This is a genomic window from Nonomuraea jiangxiensis, assembly GCF_900099965.1.
Taxonomy (GTDB): Bacteria; Actinomycetota; Actinomycetes; order Streptosporangiales; family Streptosporangiaceae; genus Nonomuraea; species Nonomuraea jiangxiensis.
This window is the reverse complement of the sequence record NZ_FNDJ01000020.1, coordinates 1-17,566: the sequence shown is the minus strand read 5'-3', so window position 1 is coordinate 17,566 and position 17,566 is coordinate 1. Positions and strand designations below refer to the sequence as shown.

The 17,566-nt window shown below is 68.4% G+C and carries 17 protein-coding genes, 1 rRNA gene and 1 riboswitch; of the genes, 16 read left to right on the top strand and 2 right to left on the bottom strand.

Features of this window, described 5'->3' with window-relative positions:
* The first annotated feature begins 31 nt into the window (after nucleotides 1-31).
* The 3 genes from BLS95_RS36020 to BLS95_RS36010 are packed head-to-tail and all read left to right on the top strand — an operon-like array spanning nucleotide 32 to nucleotide 2,648.
* Nucleotides 32-601 (top strand): alpha/beta hydrolase, encoded by a 570-nt coding sequence (locus BLS95_RS36020; RefSeq protein ID WP_090942113.1) that lies wholly within the window; start codon nucleotides 32-34, stop codon nucleotides 599-601.
* Between the two features lie 53 nt (nucleotides 602-654).
* Nucleotides 655-1,284 (top strand): nucleoside/nucleotide kinase family protein, encoded by a 630-nt coding sequence (locus tag BLS95_RS36015; RefSeq protein ID WP_090942110.1) that lies wholly within the window; start codon nucleotides 655-657, stop codon nucleotides 1,282-1,284.
* Between the two features lie 53 nt (nucleotides 1,285-1,337).
* Nucleotides 1,338-2,648 (top strand): TrpB-like pyridoxal phosphate-dependent enzyme, encoded by a 1,311-nt coding sequence (locus tag BLS95_RS36010; protein ID WP_425434771.1) that lies wholly within the window; start codon nucleotides 1,338-1,340, stop codon nucleotides 2,646-2,648.
* A gap of 55 nt (nucleotides 2,649-2,703) precedes the next feature.
* Here the strand turns inward: BLS95_RS36010 and BLS95_RS59935 are convergent, their stop codons facing one another.
* Nucleotides 2,704-2,781, bottom strand: a complete 78-nt coding sequence (locus BLS95_RS59935; protein ID WP_425434774.1) for a 50S ribosomal protein bL37 — start codon at nucleotides 2,779-2,781, stop codon at nucleotides 2,704-2,706.
* Between the two features lie 142 nt (nucleotides 2,782-2,923).
* Between BLS95_RS59935 and BLS95_RS36005 the strand changes: the two genes are divergently transcribed.
* From BLS95_RS36005 to BLS95_RS35980, 6 genes are all read left to right on the top strand, one after another.
* Entirely contained in the window at nucleotides 2,924-3,703 is a 780-nt protein-coding gene (locus BLS95_RS36005) for a DeoR/GlpR family DNA-binding transcription regulator (protein WP_090942104.1), read from the top strand.
* Nucleotides 3,700-4,779 carry a galactose-1-phosphate uridylyltransferase gene (gene galT / locus BLS95_RS36000; RefSeq protein ID WP_090942101.1) on the top strand — a complete coding sequence of 360 codons (1,080 nt, stop codon included), beginning with the start codon at nucleotides 3,700-3,702 and terminating at the stop codon, nucleotides 4,777-4,779. The genes BLS95_RS36005 and galT overlap by 4 nt, the downstream gene beginning before the upstream one ends.
* Nucleotides 4,780-4,847: 68 nt before the next feature.
* Nucleotides 4,848-4,984: riboswitch (cyclic di-AMP (ydaO/yuaA leader) on the top strand.
* 6 nt (nucleotides 4,985-4,990) lie between these two features.
* On the top strand, nucleotides 4,991-5,947 hold the full coding sequence (locus tag BLS95_RS35995; RefSeq protein WP_090942098.1) for a coiled-coil domain-containing protein: 957 nt from the start codon (nucleotides 4,991-4,993) through the stop codon (nucleotides 5,945-5,947).
* A 121-nt stretch (nucleotides 5,948-6,068) separates the two neighbouring features.
* Nucleotides 6,069-6,482, top strand: coding sequence for a DoxX family protein (locus BLS95_RS35990; RefSeq protein WP_090942095.1), 414 nt, complete (start codon nucleotides 6,069-6,071; stop codon nucleotides 6,480-6,482).
* A gap of 45 nt (nucleotides 6,483-6,527) precedes the next feature.
* Nucleotides 6,528-7,241, top strand: a complete 714-nt coding sequence (locus BLS95_RS35985; RefSeq protein WP_090942092.1) for a hypothetical protein — start codon at nucleotides 6,528-6,530, stop codon at nucleotides 7,239-7,241.
* A 79-nt stretch (nucleotides 7,242-7,320) separates the two neighbouring features.
* Nucleotides 7,321-7,821: a DinB family protein gene (locus BLS95_RS35980; protein ID WP_090942089.1), complete on the top strand. Its 501-nt coding sequence runs from the start codon at nucleotides 7,321-7,323 to the stop codon at nucleotides 7,819-7,821.
* Between the two features lie 136 nt (nucleotides 7,822-7,957).
* Here the strand turns inward: BLS95_RS35980 and BLS95_RS35975 are convergent, their stop codons facing one another.
* The gene (locus BLS95_RS35975) at nucleotides 7,958-8,434 is read right to left on the bottom strand and encodes an ATP-binding protein (protein ID WP_090942087.1); all 477 of its coding nucleotides are present in this window, start codon (nucleotides 8,432-8,434) and stop codon (nucleotides 7,958-7,960) included.
* Between the two features lie 241 nt (nucleotides 8,435-8,675).
* On the opposite strand from BLS95_RS35975, the gene BLS95_RS35970 reads away from it, so the two are divergent.
* The 7 genes from BLS95_RS35970 to BLS95_RS35940 all read left to right on the top strand — a co-directional run.
* A complete protein-coding gene (locus BLS95_RS35970; RefSeq protein WP_090942084.1) occupies nucleotides 8,676-9,542 on the top strand; it encodes a helix-turn-helix domain-containing protein in 867 nt (288 codons plus the stop codon).
* Between the two features lie 199 nt (nucleotides 9,543-9,741).
* Nucleotides 9,742-11,121 carry a trigger factor gene (tig, locus tag BLS95_RS35965; RefSeq protein WP_090942081.1) on the top strand — a complete coding sequence of 460 codons (1,380 nt, stop codon included), beginning with the start codon at nucleotides 9,742-9,744 and terminating at the stop codon, nucleotides 11,119-11,121.
* 437 nt (nucleotides 11,122-11,558) lie between these two features.
* Nucleotides 11,559-12,191: a ClpP family protease gene (locus BLS95_RS35960; protein ID WP_090942078.1), complete on the top strand. Its 633-nt coding sequence runs from the start codon at nucleotides 11,559-11,561 to the stop codon at nucleotides 12,189-12,191.
* An 11-nt stretch (nucleotides 12,192-12,202) separates the two neighbouring features.
* A complete protein-coding gene (locus tag BLS95_RS35955; RefSeq protein ID WP_090942074.1) occupies nucleotides 12,203-12,826 on the top strand; it encodes an ATP-dependent Clp protease proteolytic subunit in 624 nt (207 codons plus the stop codon).
* 184 nt (nucleotides 12,827-13,010) lie between these two features.
* A complete protein-coding gene (clpX, locus tag BLS95_RS35950) occupies nucleotides 13,011-14,294 on the top strand; it encodes an ATP-dependent Clp protease ATP-binding subunit ClpX (protein ID WP_090942070.1) in 1,284 nt (427 codons plus the stop codon).
* Between the two features lie 114 nt (nucleotides 14,295-14,408).
* Nucleotides 14,409-16,982: a valine--tRNA ligase gene (locus BLS95_RS35945; RefSeq protein ID WP_090942067.1), complete on the top strand. Its 2,574-nt coding sequence runs from the start codon at nucleotides 14,409-14,411 to the stop codon at nucleotides 16,980-16,982.
* 437 nt (nucleotides 16,983-17,419) lie between these two features.
* Nucleotides 17,420-17,566, top strand: a 16S ribosomal RNA gene (locus BLS95_RS35940); the annotation flags it as partial.

The window sequence follows — 17,566 nt, the reverse complement described above, 5'->3', positions numbered from 1 at the left end:
ACGGCGGGCCGGGTCGGCCTAGACTCCTCGGGTGGCACCTGAAGCGGTCTTCGGAGTCCCCACCCTGGTCGAAGGTGATCCCGATCGTGTGGCCGTCCTCCTTCCCGGCATGGGCTACGTGCCTGCCCGCCCTCTGCTCCACTTCGCCCGCGGCATCCTCGTCCGTCGCGGGTGGACCGTGCGGGAGGTCTGGTGGCAGCCGCCGGCGGATCCTGCCACCGACTGGGAGGCGTGGGTCATGGACCAGGCGCGAAGCGCGCTCGACGGCGTACAGGCCCGGCACGTGCTGCTGGTCGGCAAGTCGCTGGGCGCCTGCGCGGCGCCGCTGGCCGCCGAGCGCGGGCTGCCCGCGATCTGGCTGACCCCGCTGCTCGGGCGGGAGGGCGTCGTCGCGGCGCTGCGCCGTAGCCAGGCTCCCACGCTGCTGGTCGGGGGCACCGCCGACCGTTCCTGGGACGGGGAGCTCGTACGGTCCCTGGCCCACCCGTACGTCGAGATCCCCGGCGCCCACCACGGCCTGGAGACCGACGATCCGGTCGAGTCCGTCGAGATGCTCAAGCAAGTGACCGCGGCCATGTCGCGTTTCGTCCAGGAGCTCTGAGGTCAGGAAGTTCCCGGCCGAGGGGGCTTGGCGGGGGTCGTAAGCTGATCTCGATGCGTGCGCGAGCGATCTCCTGGGACGTTCTGGTGGAAGACCTGGCCGAGCGGATCTCCGGGTCGCCGCGGGACGCCTGGGTGCGGGTCGCCGTCGACGGGGCCCCGCCCGCGCGGCCCGCGTGGCTCGCCGACGGGCTCGTGGCGCCGCTCAAGCTGCGCGGGCGGCCCGTGCTGCGGGTGTCGGCGGGGGACTTCCTGCGGCCCGCCTCGCTGCGGCTGGAGCACGGCAGGACGGATCCGGACGCCTTCTACGAGGACTGGCTCGACGTCAAGGCGCTCCGGCGGGAGGTGCTGGAGCCGCTGGACCCCGGCGGGCCGGGACGGGTGTTGCCGGCCCTGTGGGACAGCCGGGTGGACCGGGCCTACCGGGTGCCGTACGCGGAGGTACCCGCGGGCGGGGTCGTGGTGGTGGACGGGACGTTGCTGCTGGGGCGGGGGCTGGGGTTCGACCTGAGCGTGCACGTCTGGCTGTCGGCGGGGGCGCTGGAGCGCGGCACGCCGGAGGACGAGCGGTGGCGGCTGCCCGCCTACGCCCGCTACGAGCGCGAGGCGCGGCCCCAGCAGGCGGCCGACGTCGTCGTCAGGGCCGATCACCCGGAGCGCCCGGCCCTGCTGGTCAGGGAGTGAGCGGGCGGCCTGTCGCACTGGTACGCGGCGTGCGACGGGCGCAGACTGGGATGGTGATCCCGAGCAACTGGTACAACATCGTTCCCGACCTGCCCGCTCCACCGCCACCGCCGCTGCATCCCGGCACGCGGGAGCCCGTCGGGCCCGGCGACCTGGCCCCGCTCTTCCCGATGGAGCTGATCGGCCAGGAGGTGAGCGGGGAGCGGTACGTGCCGATCCCGCAGGAGGTGCTCGACGTCTACCGGCTCTGGCGGCCGACGCCGCTGATCAGGGCCCGCCGCCTGGAGAGGGCGCTCGGCACGCCGGCCAGGATCTACTACAAGTACGAGGGCGTCTCGCCCGCCGGGTCGCACAAGGCGAACACGGCCGTGCCCCAGGCGTACTACAACGCCAAGGAGGGCGTGCGGCTGCTCACCACCGAGACGGGGGCCGGGCAGTGGGGATCGGCGCTGGCGTTCGCCTGCTCCCAGTTCGATGTGGAATGCCAGATCTGGATGGTTCGCGCCTCCTACGACCAGAAGCCGTACCGGCGCTCGCTCATGCACGTCTACGGCGCCACCGTGCACGCCAGCCCGTCCTCCCTGACCGGCTCGGGCAGCAAGGCGCTGGCCGACGATCCCGCCTCGCCCGGCAGCCTGGGCATCGCGATCAGCGAGGCCGTCGAGGTGGCCGCGGCGACGCCCGACGCCCGCTACGCGCTCGGCTCGGTGCTCAACCACGTGCTCATGCACCAGACGGTGATCGGCGAGGAGGCGCTCGACCAGCTCCCCGAGCTGCCCGACCTGGTCATCGGCTGCACCGGCGGCGGCTCGAACTTCGCCGGCCTCGCCTTCCCATTCATGCGCGAGAAGCTGGCGGGGCGGATCAAGACGGTGTTCCGCGCCGTCGAGCCGGCCGCCTGCCCGTCGTTCACGCGCGGCGTCTACGCCTACGACTTCGGCGACACCGCGGGGCTCACGCCGCTGCTCAAGATGCACACGCTCGGGCACACGTTCGTACCCGACCCGATCCACGCGGGCGGCCTGCGCTATCACGGCATGTCGCCGCTGCTGTCCCACATGTACGAGCTGGGCCTATTCGAGGCCGTCACCCGCTCCCAGAACGAGTGCTTCGAGGCCGGCGTCCGCTTCGCCAGGACGGAGGGCATCGTGCCCGCTCCCGAGCCCACACACGCGCTGGCCGAGACCATCGCCGAGGCCCTGCGCTGCAAGGAGAGCGGCGAGGAGAAGGTCATCCTCACCGCGCTGTGCGGCCATGGTCACTTCGACCTGGGCGCCTACGACCGTTACCTGGCCGGAGGGCTGGAGGACCACACGCTCCCGCAGGACCGCATCGAGCAGGCTCTCACCGAACTGCCCGGCTGAGATCGACCGGGCCGCCGGGTGGTCCGGGGTGGCCGCCGGCGCGGGCGGCCACCCGTCAACGTGCGGTGGGACGCTTGCCGTGGTTCGCCTTCTTCTTCCTGCGTGCCTTGCCCTTGCGTGAGCGCCTGGCCATAAGCTCGCCTCCGGTAAATCGGTGCGTCGTGACTCACCAACGTCTCTCTCCCGCACGTAGTCGCGCAAGCACTCCACGGCGACCTAACATTCCCCAACAATCGCATGTCATAATTTGGTGGAATCTGTTGGAAGGAGCGGGCGTGCTCGCACAGCAGCGTCAACAGACGATCCTGGAACGCGTGCGCAGCAGCGGCGGCGTCCGGGTCGCCGACCTCGTACGCGAGCTCGGCGTTTCTGACATGACCATACGCCGCGACCTGGAGGTGCTGGCCGAACGCGGACTCCTGGAGAAGGTGCACGGCGGCGCCACCGCGCTCGGCCCCGGTTCGACCGAGGAGCCCGGCTTCACCGCCAAGTCCGCCCGCCAGCAGCAGGAGAAGGAGATCATCGCCCGGGAGGCCGCGCGGCTCGTGCGCCCCGGCACGGCCGTGGCGCTGTCCGCGGGGACCACCACGTGGGCCCTGGCCCACCACCTGATCTCCGTGCCCGAGCTGACCGTGATCACCAACTCGATCCCCGTCGCCGACGTCTTCCACCGCAACCCGCGCGCCGACCGCACGGTCGTGCTCACCGGCGGCGTACGCACGCCGTCCGACGCCCTGGTGGGCCCGGTGGCCGTGGCCGCGATCCGCCGCCTGCACGTGGACACGCTCTTCCTCGGCGTCCATGGGATGAGCGTGCGCGCCGGGTTCACCACGCCCAACCTGCTGGAGTCCGAGACCGACAGAGAGCTGGTGACGGCCGCGCACCGGCTGGTCGTCCCCGCCGACCACACCAAGTGGAACACGGTCGGCATCAGCACCATCGCCGAGCTGACCGAGGCCGACGTGGTCGTCAGCGACGCGGGGCTGTCCGAGCAGGCACGTACCGAGCTGGCCGAACGGGCCGGACAACTGATCATCGCGGAGGGCCCGAGTTGAAACGCACCATCACCCACCTGGCCGACGGCCGGGAGTTGATCTACTTCGACCGGCGGGACGACGCTGACAGGAGCGCGATCGACCGGCGCCCGCTCGAACCCCGGCCGGTGGCCTCGGAGCTGCGTTACGATCCGCTGACCGAGGAGTGGATCGCGGTCGCGGGGCACCGGCAGACGCGGACGTTCCAGCCGGCGGGGACGGCGGCCGAGTGCCCGTTGTGCCCGTCGTCGGACACGCGGTCGACGGAGATCCCGGCGTACGACTACGACGTGGTGGTCTTTGAGAACCGCTTCCCCTCTTTTTCTGGAAATTTCGGGACTTATCACGAGGTGGGCGGTTTGAGTCAGGTGCGGCCGGGGGTGGGGCGGTGTGAGGTGGTGTGCTTTACCTCGGAGCACTCCTCCTCGTTCTCCCGGCTCTCCGACGCCCAGGTCGGCCTGGTCATGGAGGCGTGGGCCGACCGGACGGCCGAGCTGTCCGGGATCGAGGGCGTGGAGCAGGTGTTCGTCTTCGAGAACCGGGGTGAGGAGATCGGCATCACGCTCGCCCACCCGCACGGCCAGATCTACGCCTATCCGTACGTGACGCCCAGGACCAGGCTCCAGCTCGGCGCCGCCGCCCGGCACCGGGGCCCGGGAAACCTGTTCGCCGACGTGCTGGCGGCCGAGCGGGCCACGGGGACGCGGGTGGTGGCCGCCAACGAGCTGTGGACGGCCTTCGTGCCCGCCGCGGCCCGGTGGCCGTTCGAGGTGCACATCTATCCGCACCGGCAGGTGCCCGACCTGGCGGCGTTGTCGGAGGCCGAGCGGGCGGCGTTCGCCCCGCTCTACACCTCCGTGCTGCGGGCGTTCGACGACCTGTTCGGCGTGGTGATGCCGTACATCTCGGCCTGGCACCAGGCGCCGGTCCGCCAGGACAGGGAGCTGGCGTACCTGCATCTGGAGCTGTTCAGCATCAGGCGCGCGCCCGGGAAGCTGAAATACCTGGCCGGCTCGGAGTCGGCGATGGGGGCCTTCGTCAACGACGTGCTGCCGGAGGAGGCCGCACGCATGCTTCGGTCACAAGTAGATCACTAATAGATTTCTAGTTAAGGTCGCATGACTCGTGATCTACCACTAATATCCCGATATGCACCGGCGATAACAGCCGTTGCACGCCTAATCCCGGGCGTGTTGCCCGGGAGCCGGGGACCCATCGCACCAGCGGGTGAATCCACTTGGGTGGTAGGCGCCTCCCACGCCCGAACCCGCAGCTAACCCGGCAGGCAGAGGGAGAGGAAAAGTCCCCTTGGCGGTTTCGTCCCCCGCGACGCTTGCCATTGGTCTCATCACCGCCGCCGCTGTCGCCCTCGTTCCCGCGACCGTCGCGTCGGCTGCCCCCAAACCCACGGAGGCTCAGCTCCGCGCCCAGCTCAAGCAGCTCAACGGCAAGGTCGACAAGCTCATCGAGAAGTACAACCTCAAGCGGGTCGAGCTGGCCAAGGCGCAACAGAACGCCAAGACGGCCAAGGAGCGCCTGGCGACCGCCGAGCGTACGCTGACGACGGCCGAGCAGCGCGTCGGCGAGATCGCCAGGCTGCGCTACCAGAACGGCACCACCTCGGTGCCCGCCTTCATGGTGCCCGAGAACGGCCCGGAGGCGGCCCTGATCGAGCAGGTCACGGCCGAGCAGCAGGCCGTCGTGCGGTCCGTGGCCAAGGCCCGCGACGACCGCAAGAAGGCCGCCGACGAGGCCACGGCCCTGGCGGCCAGGATCCGCGAGGACACCGACGAGGTGGCCGGGCAGCGCGACGAGGCCGAGGACGTCATCAAGGACATCCGCAAGAAGCTGGAGGACCTCGTGCCGTTCGGTCCCGGCCGTAACGGCGACGGCACCTGGGCGCCCGAGCTGCCCGCGGGCACGGACAACATCACCGAGCGTACGCGGCTGATGCGGGCGCAGCTGGAGAAGAACTTCGCGCTGCCGTTCACGGTGGGCTGCTTCCGCGCCGGCGCCAGCGGCGAGCACCCGCTCGGCCGGGCCTGCGACTTCATGATGAGCTCCGGCGGCACGATCCCCAGCTCCGCCAACAACGCCCTGGGCGACCGGATCGCGGATTGGGCCCTCAAGAACAAGGGCAGGCTGGGCGTCAAGTACGTGATCTGGAAGCAGCGCATCAACATGGGCTCCGGCTGGCGCTCGATGGCGGACCGCGGCAGCGTCACGGAGAACCACTACGACCACGTGCACATCTCGATGTTCTGACGGAGACGTCACGACAGGCGAGTGCACCTAGGTACACCCCCACCCGGCACCTGGATCGATTCTCCGTCGCAGCCTCCGGACCTAGCGTCGAAGCCACGACGTTCAGAGGAGGCTGAAGATCATGACCAGCGCATCGAGCCCGGCCCGGCCCCGCGGGGCCGGCACCGTCGTCGGCATCGCCTTATGGGCCCTCCAGGTGGTCGTGGCGGGATTTTTCCTGATGTCGGCCCTGGGCAAGTTCACGAACGCCGAGCCGTCCGCCTCCACGTTCGAGGCGATCGGGCTCGGCGACTGGTTCCGCCACTTCGTCGGGGTACTGGAGCTGCTGGGGGCCGTCGCGCTGTTCGTGCCGCGGCTCGCGGGTCCCGCCGGGCTGGCGCTCGTGGCGCTGATGGCCGGCGCGACGCTGACCGAGCTGTTCGTGCTCGGCGGTGGTGGTGTGCTGCCACTGATCCTGCTGGCGCTCTCCGCGGTGATCGCCTGGGGCCGGAGGGAGAGCACGGCTCGGCTCTGGTCCTCCGTCACGGGCCGGTGACGCCGGTTGGCGCGTGCACGGGTCGGCGGCGGCCATGCTGGAGGGGTGGAGCTTTTCGAGGACGACCCCATCTCGCGCCCGCTCACCTACCCCGGCAGGATCCCGCCGCACCCCGGCGTGCTGGTCGACCGCGCGTACGTGCCGCTGCGGGCCGAGGGGGAGTGGCAGGCCGGTGACGAGCCGCTGGCCGGCCTGCTGGCCCGCCTGGACTGCCCGCCGATGAGCGCCCGCCACAAGGTGGTCGCGGTCGGCTCCAACGCCGCGCCCAGCCAGGTGCTCAGGAAGTTCCGCGACCACGGGGTACGCCCGGTCGTCCCCATGACGACGGCCGACGTGCCAGGCATCGCCCCGGGCGTCTCCGCACACGTGAGCCGCTGGGGTTACGTGCCGGCCGCGCCGATCGACACGCCCGGCGAGACCTCCAGGCTGTTCGTGCTCTGGCTCGACGAGCTCCAGCTCGCGGCGCTGGACCTCACCGAGCCCAACTACCACCGTCGCACCCTCGCCCTGAACGGCTCCTCCGCCTTCGTCTACACGGGCCGGCACGGCTGCCTCACCGACGCCCGGGGCCGCCCCCGCCGCCTGACCTCCCAGCGAACCCTCATCCAGGACCTCCTGGACGAATCCCCTCACTTACGGCGCCTGTGCGGGAACACTCCCGACGACTTCATCGCCGGCGTCAGGGATGACACGGTACGTGAGGCGGTCTGCCGCCTCTTCCGGACAGAGCGCCGGGTCGGCGGAGGGGCACAGGGATGACACCACGCCGGCGGGGGCTCCCAGTTGAACGCCGCGTCAGTGGAAGGCCAGGACCGCTCGCCGGATAAGGTCGGACCCCGTGACCGATACCCGCACTCCTCCCCCTTTCCTCGGCGACGAGCGGACCGTGCTGAACAACTGGCTCGAATGGCATCGCGGCACCCTGGCCGTCAAATGCGCGGGCCTGTCCGACGAGCAACTGCGCCGGCGCTCCGCCGAGCCCTCCACCCTGTCGCTGCTGGGCCTGGTCAGGCACATGGCCCACGTCGAGCGCATGTGGTTCCGCCGGATTCTGAACGGTGAGGACATCCCCAAGCTGTGGGGCAAGGACCTCGACAACGACGCCGACTTCAACGACGTGGACACCGCCTCCGTGGCGGAGACCTTCGCCACCTGGCAGGCCGAGATCGACCGGGCCCGTGCCATCTCGGCCGCCCGATCCCTGGAGGCCGTCGGCGACCGCAACGGGCGGGACTGCACGCACCGCTGGATACTCGTCCACATGATCGAGGAGTACGCCAGGCACAACGGCCACGCGGATCTGCTGCGCGAGCGGATCGACGGCGTCACCGGCGAGTGACGGCCCGCCCGCCGGGCTCGTCCGGGGGGTCTTTCACGGCGCGGTTCGGCCTCGGGCGGCTCGGCGACACGCCCGGGATCCGTCCGGCCGTACACGATGGGTTTTTGAAGTGAGGTTCAGTGCGGAACGGCGGCGCTCAGGCCTCGGTGCGGAACAGCGCCCACACGGCCTTGCCGCCGCGAGCCAGCGGGTCCCAGCCCCAGCACTGGCTGTAGGTCTCGACGATGTAAAGGCCGCGTCCGTTCTCGGAAATGAAATCCGGCTCCTTGGGACGGGGCACCTCGTCGCTGGGATCCGCGACGGCCAGCAGCACGTGCGGCGCGACGCGCATCAGCAGGAGCTGGATCTCGCGTCGCCCGGCCGCGTACATCGCGTACCTGACCGCGTTCGTCACCAGCTCCGACACCACGAGGGCGGCGTCGTCGCCCAGCTCGGGCACACCCCACCGGTGCAGCGTCGCGCGGGTCACGTCACGCGCGGTCTTGACCGAGTCGGCCTGGAAGGGCAAAGGGCACGAGGTCGTGTACGGCTTGCCGCCCATGAGGAGGCGGTCGAAGCCCACGTCCCGGGTGATCTGCAGGCAGTCGGCAGTGGCCAGAGGATCGCCCACCATGCCGCCACTACCTCCCCGTTCAGTCATCGTTCGTGCATGTTTTGCCCAATATCCCACTATGCACTAAGCCATCATGGGTCACGATCGCTGCAGCTGCAAGACCCAAATGCACGTGCAGTTGCAACGTGCAGCTGTAAGCGGCGTTTTGGGGCATAGGTATCCGAAACGGACACGAGGTTGAGACCTTGTCATACCCGGCAATGTGGTGTCACTGTGTGTGCGGACCTTGATAGGAGGCAAAGTGACGCAGAACCAGCCGGGTTCCGGACCGACGGCGCTGCGCATCCTCCTGGGCTCCCAGCTGCGCAAGCTCAGGGAAGCGAAGAATGTCACTCGTGAGGAGGCGGGCCACCTCATCCGTGGCTCCGAATCCAAGATCAGCCGCATGGAGCTGGGCCGGGTGGGGTTCAAAGAACGTGACGTGGCGGACCTGCTGACCCTGTACGGGGTCGTGGACAATCAGGCCCGCTCCGCCGTACTGGAGCTGGTGGCCACCGCCAACGAGCCTGGCTGGTGGCACCGGTTCAACGATGTCCTGCCCACGTGGTTCCAGGCGTACGTCGGCCTCGAAGAGGCCGCCGCCAGGATCCGGACCTACGAAGTCCAGTTCGTGCCGGGACTTTTGCAGACCAAGGAGTACGCAAGGGCTGTGGTGACCGCCGGAGCGGCGGGCATCGGAGCGGAGGAGATCGCCCGCAGGGTGGACCTCCGGCTGGAGCGCCAGCGGATGTTCGACAGGCCGGACGGGCCTGTGTTCTGGGCTGTGATCGACGAGGCCGCGTTACGCCGGCCCATCGGCGGCGCGGAGGTCATGAGGGCGCAGATCGAGCACCTCATCGACTTGATGCGCCAATCAAGCATCACGATCCAGATCATGCCGTTCAGCTTCGGCGGGCACAGCGCGGAGGGCGGGGCGTTCAGCATCCTGCGCTTTCCCGACCCCGACCTGCCCGACGTCGTGTACGTCGAACAACTCGCCAGCGCCCTCTACCTGGACAAACGCGAGGACGTAGATCGTTACACCGAGGTGATGGAGCGGCTTTGTTCCGTGAGCACCACCCCAGATGAGACGATCGAGCTGTTGCAGGCGATCGCGGACGACTTCTGACGACCGGTTTCGAGTGATCGCGGACGAGTTCTGACGGCCGTGGCGTCGTTGTCGGGTACGCATCTGCCCTAGACTGGCCATCGGCGTTGGATCCCGCCGTCGCGGAGCATGCCCAACACCGCTCATGTGGGCGCGGCGCGTGAGCCGTACCGATGGACGCGCCCGCGATCACTCGTAGCTTGATCAAGGAGACCATTCCGTGAAGACCGCTGTCGAGGAGCTCAGCCCGACCCGGGTCAAGCTCACTGTCGAGGTGCCGTTCGACGAGCTGCGCCCCAGCATGGATGCGGCGTACAAGAAGGTCGCGCAGCAGGTGCGCGTCCCCGGGTTCCGGCCTGGCAAGGTTCCGGCCCGCATCATCGAGCAGCGCTTCGGCCGGGCGGTAGTGCTGGAGGAGACCCTCAACGACGCGGTGCCCAAGCTGTACGGACAGGCCGTCGACGAGGTCGACGTCTTCCCGGTCAGCCAGCCCGACATCGAGGTCACCAAGATCGACGACGGTGAGCAGATCGAGTTCACCGCCGAGGTCGACATCCGGCCCAACTTCGAGGTTCCCGACTATGCGGGCACCGAGGTCACGGTCGACTCCGCCACGGTCTCCGACGAGGACGTCGACGCCCAGCTCGATGGGCTGCGCCAGCGCTTCGCCACGCTGACCGTGGTGGACCGGGCCGCCGCCACCGGCGACTTCGTCGTGATGGACCTGCGCGCCGAGATCGACGGCGCCAACATCGAGGAGCAGCAGGCCAACGAGGTCTCCTACGAGGTCGGCGCCGGCTCCGTGCTGCAGGGCCTCGACGACGCGCTCGAGGGCATGTCCGCGGGCGAGGAGAAGAGCTTCAAGACCGAGCTGGTCGGCGGCGAGAACGCCGGCGAGGAAGCCGACGTGATCATCAACGTCAAGTCGGTCAAGGAGAAGGTCCTGCCCGAGCTGGACGACGAGTTCGCCCAGCTCGCCAGCGAGTTCGACACGCTCGACGAGCTCAAGGCCAGCATCCGCGAGACGGCCCGCCGCAACAAGCTGATCGACCAGGTCGTGCAGGCCCGCGAGAAGGCGCTCGACGCGCTTCTCGACAAGATCGAGATCCCGCTGCCGGAGAGCGCGCTCAAGGCCGAGATCGACGCCCGCAAGCACAACCTCGACCACCAGGTGGCCGAGAGCGGCCTGAGCCGGGACGCCTTCTTCCGTCTCTACCAGACGACGGAGGAGGAGCGCTTCGCCGAGTTCGAGAACAACTCCGCCAAGGCGCTCAAGGTCGGCTTCGTGCTCGACAAGATCGTCAAGGCCGAGGAGCTGGGCGTCTCGGAGCAGGAGCTGACCAACTTCGTGGTCCGCCGGGCCATGGAGATGGGCGTCCAGCCCAACGAGCTGGCCAAGCACCTCGCCGACAACGACCAGCTCACGCTGGCCATGGTCGAGATCGTCCGTGACAAGGCCAAGTCGGTGATCGGCGACGCGGCCAAGGTCGTGGACACCGAGGGCGCCGAGGTCGACCTCAAGGCCATCTACACCGAGATCAACGGCGAAGAGGTGGGCCAGGAGGACGAGGCCCCCGCCGAGGACAAGGCCGACGCGTAGCCTTCACCGCGCCGCCGCAAGCCCCTGGACCACGCCCGGTCCGGGGGCTTCGGACTTTCCGCGAGGGTCCGGCCCTGCGCGGCCGGGGCGCTCAGAGGGCTCGTGCCGACCTCGGAGGACCGCGGGGTCACCGTTTTGCGGGGCAGGGCGTGGGCCTGCCTGAGGGGCGCCCTGGTGGCCGCGTACGCGGGAACGGCACGGCCCAGCCGTACGGGATGTCCTCGGTGTGGCGGGATGAGGGCGCGGGCGCGAACGGGAGGTGGACGCGGACACCCGGGTGACGGGTGGGCGTCCAGGACACTCCGGGAGGGGTGCGGCGCAACGGCCGAACCTGCGCCGTCAGCGAACAGTCCCGGAGACCGGGCATGACCTGTGGGCGAGGCGCGTTAAGGTCACAAGCAAAGCCAATCGATTACGACGCATCGGAAGGTGACGCTGTGACCAGCCCGCCGACCTTCTATCAGCCTGAGTCGCGAGGCCGTGAGAACGGCTCGTCCTTCCGGCTTGAGGACCAGCTTTACCAGCGCCTGCTCCGCGAGCGCATCATCGTGCTCGGCCAGGAGGTCAACGACGAGATCGCCAACCGCATCTGCGCCGAGCTCCTCCTGCTGGCGGCCGACGACCCCGAGCGCGACATCACGCTCTACATCAACTCGCCCGGCGGCTCGGTCAGCGCCGGCATGGCGATATACGACATGATGGAATACGTTCCTAATGACGTCTCCACGGTCGTGATAGGGATGGCGGCCTCGATGGGGCAGTTCCTGCTGTCCGCGGGCGCACCGGGCAAGCGCTACGGCCTGCCGCACGCGCGAGTCATGATGCACCAGCCCTCCGGCGGCATCGGCGGCACCGCGGCCGACATCGCCATCCAGGCGGAGCAGATGCTCTACGTGAAGAAGACTCTGGCCGAGCGGATCGCCTTCCACACGGGCCAGACGCTCGATCAGATCGAGGCAGATTCCGACCGTGACCGCTGGTTCACCGCCGAGGAGGCCAAGGACTACGGCTTCATCGACCACGTCGTGCGCAGCGCGCGGCAGGTGCCCACGCGTGGTCCGGTTTCTTAGGGGGAGCTGACATGAACATCCAGAGCCGTTACGTTCTCCCCTCCTTCGTCGAGCGCACCTCCTACGGTGCGAAGGAGAACAATCCTTACAACAAGCTCTTCGAGGACCGCATCATCTTCCTCGGGGTGCAGATCGACGACGCATCGGCCAACGACGTGATGGCCCAGCTGCTCACGCTCGAGTCGCTCGACCCCGACCGTGACATCAGCATCTACATCAACTCGCCCGGTGGCTCCTTCACCGCCATGACGGCGATCTACGACACGATGCAGTTCGTCCGGCCGGAGATCCAGACCGTCTGCCTCGGGCAGGCGGCCTCCGCCGCGGCGGTGCTGCTGGCGGGCGGCACCCCGGGCAAGCGCTTCGCGCTCCCCAACGCGCGGGTGCTGATCCACCAGCCGTCCACCGAGGGCGGCGGCCAGGGAAGCGACATCGAGATCCAGGCCCGCGAGATCCTTCGCATGCGCTCTCTCCTCGAGGAGATCGTGGCGAGGCACTCGGGCAAGACCTCCGCCGAAGTCCGCAGGGACATCGAACGCGACAAAATTCTCAACGCGGACGAGGCGAAGGCGTATGGTCTGATCGATGACATCATTCCGTCGAGGAAGAAACGAGCCCAGGCCGTGGCTTCCTAGACGAGACGTGACGCACCGGGGCGCTGCCCAATAGGGCACGTTCCGGTGCGACTCGCCGCTAGGGGGCTCACTGAGGGCCCAGAAGACGGTAACGTCGAAACCTGAGCGGTTCGGCCTAGTCCGGAGGATGTCCGGAGACACTGCTCTCGGGAGCAGGGCGGTCCCACGCAAAGGAGTATCTGGGGTGGCACGCATCGGCGACGGGGGAGACCTGCTGAAGTGCTCTTTCTGCGGGAAGAGTCAGAAGCAAGTCAAAAAGCTCATTGCCGGTCCAGGCGTCTACATCTGCGATGAGTGCATCGATCTCTGTAACGAGATCATCGAAGAGGAGCTCTCGGAGTCCTCAGAGCTCAAGTGGGACAACCTGCCCAAGCCGAGGGAGATCTACGAGTTCCTCGACGCCTACGTCATCGGTCAGGACAAGGCGAAAAAGGCGCTCTCGGTGGCGGTTTACAACCACTACAAGCGGGTGCAGTCCGGAGACCGGGGCAGAGACGACGGCCTTGAGCTGGCCAAGAGCAACATCTTGTTGCTCGGGCCGACCGGTTCGGGCAAGACGCTGCTGGCGCAGACCCTGGCGAAGATGCTCAACGTGCCCTTCGCCATCGCCGACGCCACGGCGCTGACCGAGGCGGGCTACGTCGGCGAGGATGTCGAGAACATCCTCCTCAAGCTCATCCAGGCCGCCGACTACGACGTCAAGAAGGCCGAGACCGGCATCATCTACATCGACGAGGTCGACAAGATCGCTCGCAAGAGCGAAAACCCGTCGATCACGCGCGACGTGTCGGGTGAGGGAGTGCAGCAGGCGCTGCTGAAGATCCTGGAGGGCACCACGGCCAGCGTGCCCCCGCAGGGCGGCCGCAAGCACCCGCACCAGGAGTTCATCCAGATCGACACCACCAACGTGCTGTTCATCTGCGGCGGCGCCTTCGCCGGTCTGGAAAAGATCATCGAGTCGCGCATCGGGCGCAAGGGCATCGGCTTCAACGCCATCATCCGGTCGAAGGAAGAGGTCGACGCGGCCGACATCTTCGGCGACGTGATGCCGGAGGACCTGCTGAAGTTCGGCATGATCCCCGAGTTCGTCGGCCGCCTGCCGGTCATCACCTCGGTGCACAACCTCGACCGCGAGGCGCTCATCCAGATCCTCACCGAGCCGCGCAACGCGCTGGTCAAGCAATACCGCAAGCTGCTGGAGCTCGACGGGGTGGAGCTGGAGTTCACCGACGGCGCCCTGGAGGCCATCGCCGACCAGGCCATCCTGCGCGGAACCGGTGCCCGCGGGCTGCGCGCCATCCTGGAAGAAGTGCTCCAGTCGGTCATGTACGAAGTGCCCTCCCGGCAGGACGTCGCCCGGGTGGTCATCACCCGCGAGTCGGTGCTTGAGCACGCGATCCCGACTCTCGTACCTCGCGACCAGCTCGCCGCGAAGCAGCAGCGCACACCACGCGAAAAGTCGGCCTGAGCCGCTTTCACGCTCCGGACGCCCTGTGGCTTCACGTCACAGGGCGTTTTCCGCATAATGAGCGCCCCACGGCTTCCGGGTCATGGGGCCGTCGACCCGCCCGTCTCCCTAGAATTGGTCACTGTGACAACGCCAGAGCTGCCTACCCAGTACACCCCGGCCGACGTCGAGACCCGAAGCTACGAGCGCTGGGTATCCGAAGGCTACTTCCACGCCGACCCGGGCAGCTCGCGCGTGCCGTACAGCATCGTCCTCCCGCCGCCCAACGTCACCGGCGTCCTGCACATCGGGCACGCCCTCGACCACTCCATCCAGGACGCGCTGACCCGCCGCGCCCGCATGCAGGGGCGCGAGACGCTCTGGCTGCCGGGCATGGACCACGCCGGCATCGCCACCCAGAACGTCGTGGAGCGCGAGCTGGCCAAACAGGGCATGTCGCGGCACGACCTGGGGCGCGAGGCGTTCGTCGAGCGCGTCTGGGCGTGGAAGGAGGAGTCCGGCGGCCGGATCCTGGGTCAGATGCGCAAGCTCGGCGACGGCGTCGACTGGTCGCGTGAGCGGTTCACGATGGATCCGGGGCTCTCACGGGCCGTCCAGACGATCTTCAAGCGGCTGTTCGACGACGGGCTGATCTACCGCGCCGAGCGCATCATCAACTGGTGCCCGCGCTGCCTGACCGCGCTGTCCGACATCGAGGTCGAGCACAGCGAGGACGAGGGCGAGCTGGTCTCGATCCGCTATTCCGACGAGATCGTGGTGGCCACCACCCGCGCCGAGACCATGCTCGGCGACACGGCCGTGGCTGTCCACCCCTCCGACGAGCGCTACGCCCACCTGATCGGCACCATGGTGGAGCTGCCGCTCACCGGCCGGATGATCCCCGTGGTCGCCGACGAGCACGTCGATCCGGAGTTCGGCACCGGCGCGGTCAAGGTGACCCCCGCCCACGACCCCAACGACTTCGAGATCGGGCGGCGCCATTCGCTGCCGTCGCTCACCGTCATGGACGAGCGCGGCGTCATCACCGCCCACGGGCCCTTCCAGGGGCTCGACCGTTTCGAGGCACGCCCCGCCGTGGTCGCCGCGTTGCGCGCGGAGGGCCGCATCGTCGCGGAGAAGCGTCCCTACCTGCACTCGGTCGGCCACTGCTCGCGCTGCAAGACCGTGGTCGAGCCGCGGCTGTCGCTGCAGTGGTTCGTCAACGTCGGGCCGCTGTCCAAGGCCGCCGGTGACGCCGTCCGCGACGGACGCACCCGCATCCACCCGCCGGAGCTGGCCAAGCGCTACTTCGACTGGGTCGACGACATGCACGACTGGTGCATCTCCCGCCAGCTCTGGTGGGGGCACCGCATCCCGGTCTGGTACGGCCCCAGCGGCGAGGTCGTGTGCGTGGGCCCCGACGAGGAGCCGCCGGCCGGCTACACGCAGGACTCCGACGTCCTGGACACGTGGTTCTCCTCGGCGTTGTGGCCGTTCTCGACGATGGGCTGGCCTGACCAGACGGAGGAGCTGGCGCGCTTCTACCCGACCTCCGTGCTGGTCACCGGATACGACATCCTGTTCTTCTGGGTGGCCAGGATGATGATGTTCGGCCTCTACGCCATGGACGGCGCGCCGCCGTTCCGGACCGTCGCGCTGCACGGCATGGTCCGCGACCAGTACGGCAAGAAGATGTCCAAGTCGTTCGGCAACGTGGTCGATCCGCTCGACTGGATCGACCGCTTCGGCGCCGACGCCACCCGCTTCACCCTGTTGCGCGGCGCCAACCCCGGCGCCGACGTCGCGGTCAGCGAGGAGTGGGCGGCCGGTTCCCGCAACTTCTGCAACAAGATCTGGAACGCCACCCGGTTCGCGCTGATGAACGGCGCGGCCGTGGGATCGCTCGACGGGCTCGACCTGACCCCGGCCGATCGGTGGATCCTGTCACGGCTGCAGACCGTCACCGCGGCCACCGATGCCGCCCTGGAGGACTTCGAGTTCGCCAAGGCGTCCGACCTGCTCTACCACTTCGCGTGGGACGAGGTCTGCGACTGGTACCTGGAGCTGGCCAAGATCCAGCTCGGCGAGGGGCTGGAGCACACCCGGCTGGTGCTCGGGCACGTGCTCGACGCACTGCTGCGGCTGCTGCATCCGCTGGTGCCGTTCGTGACGGAGGAGCTGTGGCGGGCGGTCACCGGCGGTGACTCGATCGTCGTGGCGCCCTGGCCGGTGGCCGACGACCGTTACACGGACGCCGCCGCCGAGGCTGAGATCGGCGCGTTGCAGGAGCTGGTGACGGAGGTCCGCAGGTTCCGCTCGGACCAGGGGCTCAAGCCGGGCCAGAAGGTGGCCGCCCGCCTCGGACTCGCCGGCACGCCCCTGGCAGGCCAGGAGGTGGCCATCCGGTCCCTGCTGCGCCTGACGGAGCCGCCGGAGTCGTTCAGCGCCACGGCCCGCTTCACGGTGGGCGCGGTGACCGTGGAGATCGACACGGCGGGCGCCATCGACGTCGTGGCCGAGCGCAAGCGGCTGGAGAAGGACCTGGCCGCCGCACGCAAGGAGGCCGCACAGGTGGCGGCCAAGCTGGGCAACGAGCAGTTCATGGCCAAGGCCCCGGACGACGTGGTGGCCAAGGTCAGGGGCCGGGCCGAGCAGGCCGCCGCCGACATCGCGCGGCTCGAGGCCCAGCTTGCCGGGCTCGGTGTTTGACGGGTACGCACACGGGGAAGGTCCATTCGTTACCTAACATGGACCTTCAACGTCGTTGAGGCTGCTACAGTTTTCAACGCGGGGCTGGTCAGCCCCGACATCCTCTGATCGAATCCGATCTTTCGGGCTGTCCGGCCATGCGGTTGGACAAACTCGGAAAGTTGGAGTAAGTTAGCAGGGTTGCCTCGAAGGGGGCACGTCTGGAAGCTCCCAGATCGGGCGGTTTGACAAGGATCGTCTGAATCTGGTAGACTGAATGAAACGAAGTGTGAGCCTCCTCGCTGGGGTCCGGGTAAGGATTCCGGTGGGGATGAACGCGTCCGTTTCTTGAGAACTCAACAGTGTGTTAAAAGCCAGTGCATGTATGACACATGTATGACCCCGTCATTTTTGACGGATTCCTTTAAAGGTTGGGATTTTCAAATCCCTCCAGACATTGTTTGGAGAGTTTGATCCTGGCTCAGGACGAACGCTGGCGGCGTGCTTAACACATGCAAGTCGAGCGGAAAGGCCCTTCGGGGTACTCGAGCGGCGAACGGGTGAGTAACACGTGAGCAACCTGCCCCTGACTCTGGGATAAGCCT